This window comes from uncultured Pseudoteredinibacter sp., assembly GCF_947500695.1.
Lineage (GTDB): Bacteria > Pseudomonadota > Gammaproteobacteria > Pseudomonadales > Cellvibrionaceae > Pseudoteredinibacter.
In genome coordinates, this window is record NZ_CANMSS010000009.1 from 178,553 (window position 1) to 191,817 (window position 13,265).

General features: G+C 45.6%; 8 protein-coding genes. All 8 read right to left on the reverse strand.

Annotated elements, in window-relative coordinates:
• Positions 1-189: 189 nt before the first annotated feature.
• The 8 genes from pcaF to Q1A08_RS16310 all read right to left on the reverse strand — a co-directional run bounded on the left by pcaF (position 190) and on the right by Q1A08_RS16310 (position 13,058).
• Positions 190-1,392 (reverse strand): 3-oxoadipyl-CoA thiolase, encoded by a 1,203-nt coding sequence (pcaF, locus tag Q1A08_RS16275; protein ID WP_299774825.1) that lies wholly within the window; start codon positions 1,390-1,392, stop codon positions 190-192.
• A 30-nt stretch (positions 1,393-1,422) separates the two neighbouring features.
• Positions 1,423-1,893: a hydroxyphenylacetyl-CoA thioesterase PaaI gene (gene paaI, locus Q1A08_RS16280; protein ID WP_299774827.1), complete on the reverse strand. Its 471-nt coding sequence runs from the start codon at positions 1,891-1,893 to the stop codon at positions 1,423-1,425.
• 1 nt (position 1,894) lies between these two features.
• Complete coding sequence (paaG, locus tag Q1A08_RS16285; RefSeq protein WP_299774829.1) at positions 1,895-2,686, reverse strand: 2-(1,2-epoxy-1,2-dihydrophenyl)acetyl-CoA isomerase PaaG; 792 nt, start codon at positions 2,684-2,686, stop codon at positions 1,895-1,897.
• Positions 2,687-2,848: 162 nt separating this feature from the next.
• Complete coding sequence (locus tag Q1A08_RS16290; RefSeq protein WP_299774831.1) at positions 2,849-3,805, reverse strand: helix-turn-helix domain-containing protein; 957 nt, start codon at positions 3,803-3,805, stop codon at positions 2,849-2,851.
• Positions 3,806-4,060: 255 nt separating this feature from the next.
• Positions 4,061-6,508: a TonB-dependent receptor gene (locus Q1A08_RS16295; protein WP_299774833.1), complete on the reverse strand. Its 2,448-nt coding sequence runs from the start codon at positions 6,506-6,508 to the stop codon at positions 4,061-4,063.
• A gap of 267 nt (positions 6,509-6,775) precedes the next feature.
• Positions 6,776-8,356 carry a methyl-accepting chemotaxis protein gene (locus Q1A08_RS16300; RefSeq protein ID WP_299774835.1) on the reverse strand — a complete coding sequence of 527 codons (1,581 nt, stop codon included), beginning with the start codon at positions 8,354-8,356 and terminating at the stop codon, positions 6,776-6,778.
• 587 nt (positions 8,357-8,943) lie between these two features.
• Positions 8,944-11,184, reverse strand: coding sequence for a TonB-dependent receptor (locus Q1A08_RS16305; RefSeq protein ID WP_299774837.1), 2,241 nt, complete (start codon positions 11,182-11,184; stop codon positions 8,944-8,946).
• A 152-nt stretch (positions 11,185-11,336) separates the two neighbouring features.
• Positions 11,337-13,058, reverse strand: a complete 1,722-nt coding sequence (locus tag Q1A08_RS16310; RefSeq protein WP_299774839.1) for an amidohydrolase — start codon at positions 13,056-13,058, stop codon at positions 11,337-11,339.
• Positions 13,059-13,265: the final 207 nt, after the last annotated feature.

Genomic DNA, 13,265 nt, shown 5'->3' on the forward strand with positions numbered 1-13,265 from the left:
GCAACATCAGGCCCCAAAGGGCCCATATAAAAAACTCATATAAAAACCACGGCTAATATCAGGTTTTACCCAAACGCAGACAAACTCAGCCAAATGCCGATAATTTCAGCAGAGGCCAAAGCCTGCAACTTATTTCTATGTCAAAGTCATCGAAACCAAAGTCGCAAGTCCGGCCACCAGAGAAAGCGATCAAACCCGCTCAATAATCAAAGCAATCCCCTGCCCCACACCAATACACATAGTGCACAAGGCATATCGACCGCCAGTACGATGCAGCTGATACATGGCCGTTGTCACCAAACGAGCGCCAGACATGCCCAGCGGGTGACCTAGTGCAATTGCACCACCATTAGGGTTAACACGAGCATCATCGTCTGCAACTCCCAACTCACGTAAGGTCGCCAAACCTTGAGCAGCGAAGGCTTCGTTAAGCTCAATCACATCCATATCATCGATACTCAAGCCGGCTTTCTCTAAAACTTTTTTAGAAGCTGGCGCAGGCCCGATACCCATAATGCGAGGCTCAACACCGGCCGTCGCCATCGCAATAACTTTCGCCTTTGGTGTCAGACCATGTTGTTTTACAGCGTCTTCTGAGGCCACTAACAAAGCACAGGCACCGTCGTTAACACCTGAAGCATTACCCGCAGTGACACTGCCGCCTTCGCGAAACGGCGCACGCAATTTTGCTAAAGCTTCAATACTGGTTTCACGCGGATGCTCGTCTTTATCGACTACGATGGGATCGCCTTTACGCTGCGGAATGGTCACCGAAACGATTTCATCATCAAAGCGACCTTCACGCTGCGCTGCAGCCGCTTTTGTCTGACTCGCCAGCGCCATCTTATCCTGATCTTCACGGCTGATCTTAAAATCTTCCGCCACGTTCTCAGCGGTTTCCGGCATTGAGTCGATGCCGTACTGGGATTTCATCTGCTTATTAACAAAGCGCCAGCCAATAGTGGTATCAAAAATTTCAGCGTTACGGCTAAAGGCGGTTTCGGCTTTACCCATTACCATGGGTGCACGTGACATAGATTCAACTCCACCAGCAACGATCAAATCAGCTTCACCGGCCTTGATACTACGAGCGGCCATACCGACAGCATCCATACCGGAGCCACACAGGCGATTGATGGTTGAACCAGGAGCTTCAATCGGCAAACCTGCCAATAAGGCTGACATGCGAGCAACATTTCGGTTGTCTTCACCAGCCTGGTTGGCACAGCCGTAAAATACTTCGTCCAACTGGGTCCAATCAACGGACGGGTTTCTTTCCATTAAGGCCTGCATCGGTACCGCACCCAAGTCATCAGTGCGAACTTTGGAAAGGCTGCCACCATAGCGGCCAATGGGGGTTCGAATCGCGTCACAAATAAATGCGTCTTTCATAATATCCTCAAACTAGAGCTATTGCTTTTATCAGTCTTCGCTGCCTTCAATAACGGCGCCGCGAATTTTGTATGATTTGCCACGAAACAATGCTAGCAACGTTTCGTCTTGATTAAACACAGAAATATCGTAGCAGCCCGTACGCCCTGCTAGGGAACGTTCTTCAGCTACGGCTCGCAGTACATCGCCTTCACGCCCAGGAGCCAAATACTCAATTGAACAACCTGCGGCCACAGTATTTTGATTACGACTATTGCAAGCATAAGCAAAGGCGGTATCGGCTAGCGCAAACAAATAACCACCATGGCAAGTCGCATGGCCATTTAGCATACGATGCTGCACGATCATTTTTAGCTCGGCCTTACCCGCTGACATAGCGATAATTTCTATTCCCATATCTTGCGCAGCAGGCTCGCGGTCAAACAATGTTTTAGCCGATGCCCAAGCCAATTCATCAGGATTCATTGCTGCTACATCTGCTGCTGAATATTGATCAGCCATACTAACAACCTTTGAATTCTGGCTTACGCTTTTCTTTAAAAGCCGCTACGCCTTCTTTGTAATCTTCGGTACGTCCACCAATACGCATATATTCTTTTTCTAACTCTAGCTGCTCATGCAAACCGTTAGAGGTAGACTCACGCAAGGCGCGCTTGGTCATCGCCAAACCCTTAGTCGGTTGGCTTGCGAAATGGGTAGCTAAGCCCATGGCTTTTTCCATGAGAGCATCATCTTCCACACACTCCCAAATTAGACCCCATTTCTCAGCTTGCTCAGCCGATAGCTTGTCACCTAATAACGCTAAGCCTTTTGCTCGTGCCAAGCCTACCAAACGTGGCAACGCCCAAGTACCACCAGAATCTGGAATCAAGCCAATCTTGCAGAAGGCCTGAATAAAGCTTGCGCTCTTGCCTGCCAGAACGATATCGCAGGCCAGTGCAATGCTTGCACCTGCACCGGCGGCAACGCCATTAACGGCACAAACTACCGGCATTTCTAGGTTGTGTATTGAGCGAATAAGAGGGTTGTAGTTTTTCTCTACCGAATCGCCAAGATCAGGCATCTGACCATCAGCCGAAACAGAACGATCGCCTAGATCTTGACCCGCACAAAAGCCACGACCGTTAGCTGTAATCAATAAGCAACGTGCCTCACCACCGGTGCGCACCTCAGTTATGGCTTGGCGCACCTCTTCATGCATTTGGGTATTGAAGCTATTTAGGTTATCTGGGCGATTCAGTTTTAGTACCGCAACACCATCGTTGATGGAGAATTCAATGGTTTCAAAGCTCATGCTCACTCCTCATTATTCTTCTGACAAGACAGCCACAAGGCGGCCAAATTAGCTAGGCACTTAGATTACACATAAAGATACGAAAATGATAGGCATATTATTTTTTACGTATCACTTTAGGCAACAAAACCACATAGAATGGGCAAGGGGGTATTTGCTGCCTTAGTCGTTTTTCAACTGATGTCGCTGGCGATACTGCCTAGGTGTGAGGCCAAAACTGGATTTAAACACCCTATTGAAGTGCGAGGCATCATTGAAACCCCAGCGAAAGGCAATCTCAGTAATGGTGTAGATATCCATGGCGGGGTCATCAAGACAGCTCTTACAAGCTTCTACCCTTTCGCGCTGGATATAACGCGAAACAGAGGTGTTTTCATCATTGAAGAGCATGTGCAGATAGCGTGTACTGATATCATGGGCCTTGGCTATCCAATCAGGACACAGGCGAGAGTCCCCAAGGTGCTTACGGATAAAGGCCTTGATTCGAAATAGGTGCTCGGTTTTAACGCCATCATTATCGAGGCGAGGGTTGGTTTGACCATGCTCTAAAGCCGTCGCCAACAGATCAAAGACATTGTTTTCCAACTTAGAAGCCAGTAACGGGTCCATATTATCGAGCATCGGGCCCATGCTGTGTACCATCTGGCTGAGCAAGCCATTAGCCCCCACATTGGCTGCCATACGCTGCCCGAGAAAGCTATCAGGCTCACGCACCGCTTGGCGAAGCGCATCCTGGGGAACCGCCAACACGATCTGTCGATAGTGATCGGGAAAGTGTAATTCGTAGGGTTCTGTATTGCTGCACAGCACAAAGTCGCCGGGGCGAAGGTGGGCTTCTTGTCCACGCTGCCTAACTAAACCCTCTCCAGATGACTGGAATTTTACAAGGTACTGAGGACTGTCAATGGTGGACATATGGGCCTTGCGGCGGAACACATTTATAGCGCTGCTGGTAATATCCACAACACCCAGCTTGCTCATTTCACGGGCTTGAATTCTACTTTGAAAGCCATTCACACTGCTTTGCTCAACAGGCACACAGCTCATGTCGCAAAAGGTCGTGCTGACATGATTTTGGAAGCTATCGAAGCTTTCTAGGGTTTCGATATGTGTGGACATAGGGCTTTCTCACGCTAGAGCTCGCCGACTCAGATACAGCTGACTCGCGAGCTATTATAAGCTTCAGCGTTGTGAAACTTTTATTATATAGCGTTAATACTGTCAGAATGACGCCTTCGGGTCTAGTCACTTTACCTGTAAAGTGACCAAAGTCGAGCCAAAACTCGATCAGCCAACAGGCCAGCACTGCCTGTTAGGCAGCCCCATAAGGAGCGCTCGACTAGAACTTGAACAATCTGCCAAAGCTGCACCAAACTAAAAATGATAGGCGCCTTGCAGGCCAATTGTGCGGCCTGGCTCAGGAGTATGGCCATGCGTTCCCCCCAAGATAGGAACATCAAACTTAAACATCGCAACTTCCTCATCTGTTAGGTTGTGCCCATACAAACTCAACTCCCAACCATTGCTCTGCCCCTTTAAGCTCACCCTACTGTTTACTTTGCTGTAGCTCTCTTGAATATCGACTGGGTCGTTATCGCCATCTAGGGAATATTCAGCGGAATAATTTATATTGGCTGTCCAGAAAAGTTCCCATTCGGCACTTAATTGATTTTGATAGTTCAGACTTAAGCTGGCAGATTGATCAGGGGCATAATTCGTCGTTTGACCAGACTGATCGTTTTCACCATTCAAACCACAGGCGGCGCCGACACGATCAATTTGCAGGGCTGTACAAGGTGCATCAACAAAGCTGTCATATTGAGCATCAAGCATGGCCATCGATAAATCCATTCTCCAAGCTGGATTTATTTGCCAGGCCAAATCCAATTCGAGGCCTTGGATGGTCGACTCGGCGGCATTACTTACAGCAAATGAGAGCCCCTTAAAAACTGAGACCTGCTGATTCTCATACTGACTTCTGAACAAGGCCCAATTGGCTCTGAGACGCCCCTCCATTAATTCGTGCTTACCACCAAACTCGAAAGCTAGCACCTCTTCATCGTCGAATTCAAAATCATCATTTGGCACAGTACAGACACTTACACAATTATCAGTACCGGCGTCAGCTGGTTTGCCGTTATCGGAAGCACTAAAACCTCCGCTTTTAAAGCCTTCAGATGCCGACAAATACAACATATTCTGATCGCTTACTTGCCACTGCAGCTGAGCCGAAGGTAACCACTTATCAGTAGATCTTGATTCATTAAAGTTCCTCGCCCAACCGTCAAAGAAAGCTCCTTGAATTGCCGCACCGACAGGATTACTGCTTGGTGTATTTAAGCCATCTATGCTGTCATTTAAAAAAGTGATGGCGCGAACATCTTTGTCCTCATTGGTATATCTCAAACCAATATTGAGCACCCACTGTTCAGCAAGTTGCCAGCTAAGCTGAGTGAAAAAAGCCCAAGCCTGAGAATCTAAACGATAATCCGTATTTCTCGCGGTAACGTCAGGACTGTAAGCCCCCCCGGTAATATCGGTCATCAAAGAACGATTAGGACTGCCGGTTAAGGGCTGATAAAAACCACCTAAGGTAAAATCAACCCCAATATGGCGCTGGTATTCCATTTTTTGTTTTTCGAAGTAAGCTCCGACAAGATAATTAAACGGGCCACCGCTCTTACTTAAGAGACGAAACTCTTGAGAAAGCTGCTGAAAATCTTGGTCATCATCACGATTGATAAAAGTAAAAGGGAGCCAGTCGGCATCCATTCCATCTAAGTAGTCGTAGGCTGAAAAAGCGCTAATCGAAACGAGCTGGTGCTGCACACTATCGTAACGGAATTTGAGTTGTGCATTATGAATATTATTTTCGCTGCCGTCTGGGTTGTTGCCAAGAGACAAACTGCTCTTATCGTTGCCCAAACCAGAATCTCGATAGGCGGTAAATTCTTCTTCAGCAAAAGATGCCAACTCAGGAAAAAAAACATTGGCTACACCGTAGGCGGTCAGCGCAAAGCCGTTGGAGTTTGGAAACTTTACAGGCAAATCTTCGGGGCTTAAATATTCATAGATATAGCCTTTAGCCCCTACCCTAGAAAAATCCGCATAGCTGTATTTAAACTGAACCTCTAGCTCCTTACTCACTCTCCAATTTGTCGTCCAGCGAATATAGCTTTCTTCAGTTTCAGGCTCATCTCGATTCAAAAATTTGTTTTCAATGAAGCCATCACTTTGCTTAACCCTAGCTGCGAATCTCATCGATAGATCATCAGATATGGCACCGCTAAGAATTACGTCTCCACTATAGCCCTTTGGGTCTTCATAGCTAAGCGACAGCTTTCCATTGAATTCTTCGCCATAATAAGCCGACGCCGTAATTATATTAACTGCACCGGCAATCGTATTTTTACCAAACAAGGCACCCTGTGGGCCGCGAAGCACCTCAATCCTCTCGATATCAAACAAGGGGGCTCGATATTGTCGGCCGCGCCCCATATAAACCGAGTCAATATACATGCCAACAGATTGCTCAAAGGCCTGATTGTTTCCGGAACCGACACCTCGCATAAAGATATTGGTATGGACAACGCCCTCACCTATGGTCAGATTCGGCACATAAGCGGAAAGCGATGTCATGTCGAAAATCCCATGAGCCTCAAGCTTAGTGCTGTTTAAAGCCAATACAGAAACAGGGACATCTTGCAGGGATTGCTCACGCTTTTGGGCGGTCACAATGACTTCTTCAAGGGTATCGCTTGCAGACGAGATTTGAAAAGTGATGCTGGCGGCTAAGCCCAGGCTTAGAGATTTTTTTAGCATTCTAAAGTCCCCAGAAATATTCATTTCACTCTGGGAAACCCCGAACTCAGTGAGTAGATTTAGTATAGATACAAATATTCAGTACGCATTATGTAAGAAAGTTCATTGCGTAAGAAGAAAACTATAGGGTTATTGTGGAGGAGCAAGCAGAACTGCAAGGGATAAGAAAAAATCAAACTAAAGCATCAGGAATTTTGAATTTGTGCGTTCAATTGTAAAAATGACAAGGGGGTGGCATTAGAAGCCACACCCATGCAACTTACCTATCTAACGACTCAGGCGACGATTACGCTCCCAGAAGAACTCCGATAGATAATGTAAACCTCTAGCCGACTGATCGATCTCTTTGCTTTCATTATCGGATGTTTCAGCACCTTTCAAATTGGTTTCTGAGATATCCCGAATGTGAGTTACGCTGCGACTAATGTCATCAGAAACATTGGATTGCTGCTCAACAGCTGACGAAATTTGCTGATTCATACCGTTAATACTATTAATGGACTTTTCAATGGCTTCCAAAGACTGTACCGCTTGCATACCTTTTTCCATACACTCACTGGCCTGCGCAATTCCTTGCCCCATCATATTAACCGACTCTTTTGTACTACTCTGAAGAGCAACAATCATAGACTCAATTTGCGCCGTAGAGTCTTGTGTTCGATTGGCCAATGTACGCACTTCTTCAGCCACAACAGCAAAACCACGCCCCATTTCACCCGCCCTAGCAGCTTCAATGGCAGCATTTAGAGCCAGCAAATTGGTTTGCTCAGCAACGTTCTTAATAACATCCAATATTGAACTGATATTATTCCCGTCTTGCTCCACCTTGTTTAGCGAGCTTGACACGCTCTCCATCTCGTTTTTAAAGGACTCAATGAGAGATTGGGTATCTTCTACCACCGACTTACCAGATAAGGCCGACTCCCTAGCATCCATAGCAGAATCTGCCGCCAATTGGGCATTGCTTGCGACCTCCTGAATGCTGGCACTCATTTGATTAGCCGCCGTAGCAACAGAGTCTGTTTCCGAAAACTGCTTGCGAGTTTCATCCTTACTCTGTTTGAGCAAATCACTTACATAGCTCGATTTCTTTTGGAAATCTTTCGAGGTTGCCTGCATTCGCCCAATTAAGCCGGAAGCTTCCGAACGCAACATTTGCAAGGCAAAAGATATTGCCCCAGCATCGTCTTGCCTTCCCGTATAAATATAGCGGGCAAGCTCATCCTCAGAGACCGCCCTACACTCTTCAATCGCATCAATAACCGGTTTATTACAGATATATAAACCTACGGAAAAGCTCAACATAGTTAGTACAGCTAGCATAAGTGCCTGTACCATAGAGATAGGAAAGAGCAAGCCAGCTATTGCTGCACAAAGTAAACTAACTATGCTTAACGTGGCTAAGTTCTTAGTCTTAGTTGATAGAGAAAAGGGTAAGGTACCGCCGTTGTTGATTGTGGCATAGGTTTCCTTAGCTCGGGCAATAACCTCGGGCTTTGCCTTTTGCCTCACCGACTGGTATTCAATGTCATCGCCGTTAACAATCGGTATAGCATAGGCATCGACCCAATAGTAACTGCCATCCTTGCAGCGATTTTTCACGATACCCTTCCAAGACCTATTGGCCTTGAGGCTAGACCAAAGTCCGGCAAATGCCGCTGGAGGCATTTCTGGGTGGCGAACAATATTGTGGTCTTCACCGATCAGCTCTTCTTTTTCAAAACCGCTGATTTTAATAAAATCATCATTTACGTATCTAATCTTGCCCTGAAAATCCGTCGTCGACAAAATATTCGATGACTCATCCAGAACAATTTCATTATCATTAATTGGTAAATTTTTTCTCATGGCGCTGTTATTTCCTAATCACTTCAATAGCAACGGATTCATTTTTATTTGGCTTCAATGCCCACTGTCTTACGTACCTTCGTATTCCTTCTATCGGCAGAAAAAAAACTTCTTTATTCAAATTAGCACAGTTTTTTTGATTGATTTTTGAGCGCACCAAAATAGTTCAAAATGATCATTAACTCTCAGTTATTTTTCTTTTAAATCAATAACTTAAATACCCACTAAAAGTATAAGGTCGAGGCTAGCACTCATATGAATCATTTTTATATGAGGAATTACACGCCACATTTGAAAACTAAAATACGCTTAAAAATCCACATTAAAAATAAGCATTTTTGACTAGATTATTGATCGATCACGATTCAATCAATTGGTCATAAAGTACTATATTGCTTTTGAGATAAACGACTTAAAACGACTTCAGGCCCAAAGACTTTGAAAGCAAGTAGCGGCCTGAGAAATAGACAAATTTGAAGAGTGTTAACTTAGCGAAGAGCTAGGTCTAGCTACCATTAAGTGGTTGAATACAGATTGTAAAGGGAAAAAGCGCTCGGCCACGAGGGCCGAGCGATACAACAATTGCTCTAGAACCTGGACAGGAACTGCAAAGCAAGAGATCGAAGCGGTAGAGTGTTCTTAATATGAGTGCCACCTTCCAATAAAGGAATATCAACACCATTATTAGCGGTGTACTCATTACTCAAGTTCTTACCCAGCAGCGACAACTCCCAATCGCTTGCAGTATTTCGCAATACAATTCGCGCATTAAACTTAGTGAAAGCTTCTTGGCTGTCTTCTGGGTCTAAATCGGTTTGCAGCAGGAAATCATCACTGTAATTTGCATCCGCAGCCAGCTCCAATGAATAATCATCATTAAGATCGAACTCGTAGCTGATATTAATATTGGCTGTGTTTTCAGGCGCATAATGCAGAGTTTGCCCGCTCAAATCTTGCTCACATAGGCCTTGGCTTTGGGCTTTCTGCAAAAAGGTACACGGAGCATTGGCATAGCTACCGTAGCTAGAATCCAAATAGGCGTAACTACCGCCTACTGTCAGATTCTCATTAATTCGCCACATACCATCCATCTCAATACCTTGAGAGGTAGCCTCGGCGGCATTACCTACAATAAATGCTAAGCCGTCATAACCTGATACTTGCAGATCTTCAAACTCGGTTCGAAACACAGCTACGTTAAATTGGGCCGCGCCATCCAGTAAGGTGCTTTTTACACCAAACTCAACCGCTTTGGACTTTTCATTATCAAATTCTAACGGCGATGTGGCGGGATTGAGCACCTCTGTATTGAAACCACCGCCTTTAAAGCCTGTAGAAGCGGTACCATAAAACATCACATCATCAGTCAGGAAATATGAGAATTTAATCAATGGAGTAATGTTTGACTCACTGCGTTTGGCCTCTTGCTGGTGAGCGAAGTAGCCAAAAGCCTGCATCAAGCCAGCCGTTGCCAGTGAAGCTGGCTGACCATTAAATTCAATAATGCTCAGCTCGGAGCTGGCTTCCTTAGTTTCGCTTGCGTAACGCAAGCCAGCCGTGACGGAGAAGGCTTCACTGACATTCCAAGTGGCTTCAGAGAATACCGCAAAGCTTTCACTGTCTTGATTAAAGGTCTTAACGCTGCCCGCTTGAGCTGGCACAGCAATAGGCTGCAAGTTGTAGCGCCCATGATCGCGATAACTCAGATCGCTATTTTGGTAGTAAAAACCAATGATGTAGTCCAGTAGCTCACCACCTTCAGAGGCCAAGCGAATCTCTTGGCTGAACTGACTGAAATCCTGACTGGTCTCATTGAACAACAAAGGTACTGGAGAGAAATCCGTATCTAGACCATCCTGACTTTCAAAACCAATATACGCGGTAGTCGATGTTAAACTGTGGCTACCCAGGCTATAAACTGCATTTAAGGTCAGGTTATCGCTCTCTGTGTTCTCGCCCTGCTCACCCAAAGTGTTATCGATATGGGTTAGCTCATCAAAGTTGCTTTCAAAAGACGGAGCAAACTGTGCAAAGTAGGCATCGGTATAAACGCCACTGTCCGTTACCTGATAAGTGGTACCTGCACGTTCAAAACGCCCTTGCTCTAATTTCAGACTAACTTCTAGATCTTCGCTAGCATCCCATAAAAGCGATGCTCGAATCATTCTGTCATCAGTCTCGACACCACCTGGCGCCGTTAAACTATTATCAATTTGAGCGCCTTGGCTGCTTCCCATTAACGCTACACGACCATAGACAGTTTCACTTAACGCACCGTTAATGACAGCATGGGCCTTGCGTAATTCATCCGAACCGAGTGAAAACCCAAGCTCGCCAGAGAAATCGCTACTTGGTTTTGCTGTGGCAATATTGATAGCGCCGGCAATCGTATTTTTACCAAATAAAATGCCTTGAGGGCCACGCAAAACTTCTACTCGCTCCAGATCCAATAAGCTGCCACGATAAGAGCGATCTCGGCCGTGGTATACACCATCGATGTACATACCGACAGACTGCTCGAAGCCTTTGTTTAAACCTGAGCCTAAACCACGCATCCTAATCTGGGTATTGTTGCCCGTACTAATATCGAGATTTGGCACATAAGCGGCCAAATCATCCATATCTTTAATGCCGGCCTCAGCAATCTTGGCACCGCTAACCGCCGAAATAGAAATGGGTACATCTTGAATATTTTCGCTGCGCTTCTGGGCGGTTACTACCACTTCTTCTAAGGCAAAACTACTCTCTTGTGCGATGGCTATACCGCTTGATAAAGCAGTCAATGCAATGGCCTGAGCCAATTGCTTGGGTAAAAATTCACTTCGCATGTTTGTCGCTCTCTAGTTCAAATTGCTATTGTTGTTATCTAAGGCCGAATTCCGGCGCGCAATAATAGTTCAAGCTAGATAAGCTTCATTGTTCTACGGTGACAGCATATTTGCGAATTAGTGACGCCTTTTAAAAAGCGCTTAATTATCAATCAAAGTGATGCCCCAGAAACCTGTTCACCCTCCAACCAAGTTCCTAACACTTTAATTTTATGCCAACTTTCTGGCGCTGTTGTTCTAGGGTTGGCGGATAACAAGGTAAAATCAGCTCGTTTAGAAACCTCAATACTTCCAATATCTTTTTCAGCGTGCATTTGCCATGCAGCGTCGATAGTTATCGCCTCTAAGGCATCTTCAACAGACATTTTTTGAGAAGCGCTCATGCTTTCACTCGAAAATCTGGGCACACGTGTAACTGATGTTTTTAAGGCTCTCATTGGGTCTATAGGTGTCGCTGGGTTATCGGTATGAATACTCACGCGATCATGCAGCTCTGTTGCCCAGCGAAGCGGCATAAAGCGCTCTGCCCTTTCGGGGCCTAGCAATAAGTTTTTAACAGCCTCGCCAAAGTAATAGACATGATCAATGAAAAAACTTGGAGTAGCGCCTAATTCGGCAGCTCGCTTTAGATCTTCGTAACGAATCAGTCCCAGATGCTCTAGGCGATGTCGCAGTGCTTTCTTGCCGAATTGTTTTTGCGCATTTTCTAGTGCATCCAAAGCCTCAGTGTGAGCTCTTTCTCCATGACTGTGAATGGCGATCTGCCAACCAGCTTCGTGAGCATCTCTTACTTTCTGCTGCAAAGAGCGACGGCTTTCCTTTAACAGGCCACGATTCCCCTTTTTCATTTTAATAATGTCTTGGGTAAAAGTGTTTTCCAAATAAGGTTCCGCTGTCGCCATTGCTCCCGTCCAAGGTGAACCATCAAGATAAATTTTAACCCCCAAAACGTGAAAGCGACCATTCTGGTACCCCGGCGTATAGTCTGTCTTGGGCATTTCATCCGCCATCGGATAAACATAGCTGCGCAGCGGGCTGCTCTCTCGGCTCGCTACGTGCTCCAATAGATCTAGATAACCTTCAAACATGGCAACCGGCCCTGGAACTCCTATGGTGGTGTATCCTGCATCAGCAAACGTCTGATATTGATCGATTAAAGCAGTGCGAGCGGCCCAAGCCTGTGAAAGCTTGTCTATCAGGCCAGCCTCATCTTGATACTTAATAGTGGCGATCGCTGACTCATGTAGAATCCCCGATAGATTTCCATCGGCCTCACGTTCGAAATGCCCTCCATTTGGGTCGACAGTGCTTTTATTCAAGCCTGACTTTTCCAAAGCTAAGCTATTTACATAGGCGGTGTGCATGACCTGAGACAGAATAAAAACAGGGTTGTTGGGTGCAATTTTATCTAGCTTATGGCGATCAGGTGGAATTAACCCTTTGGTCAATAATGGATCAAGACCAAATGCCAGTATCCACTCTCCAGGCTCGGCAGCTTCAACTGCTAGTTTTAAACGCTGAAACAAACTTTCTGGGTTTGGGTGACTGAATCCACTCAAGTCAATCAAGGGCGTTAAAAATCGCCTATTGAAGCGTTCGTATTTTGGCTCAGTTAATATAGCCGACGCTATTGGATGCGTGTGAGGCTCTATAAAGCCTGGCATTAAGGTATAACCAGATAAATCGTATTGCTCTGTCGAAGAACCTTGATATCGACTAACCTCCTCATTACTGCCAACGGCTATGATTCTTCCGTTCTTTACCGCCACAGCTTGGGCTTCAGCTTGCATTGGATTTATGGTTACTACTTCGGCATTAGTATAAATTTGATCCGCAGGCCCCACGACCTCTTTGTCTTGCCAATCTTGAGACAAGAGTATACTAACTGCTATGATGCCTATGACAGTTAAGGTAACTGCTACTTTATTAGAGCTTAGTATTTGCATTTTAAATATCACTAAATAAGTCCCACTAATATTTCGATGCCTTTTTGCCCTCAATTTAGGCGATAGAGGCATAGTGAAAAGCTTGCGTGTTTATCGCTACTATGACTCTCGAATTTTATAGATTTTTTGCTTTAG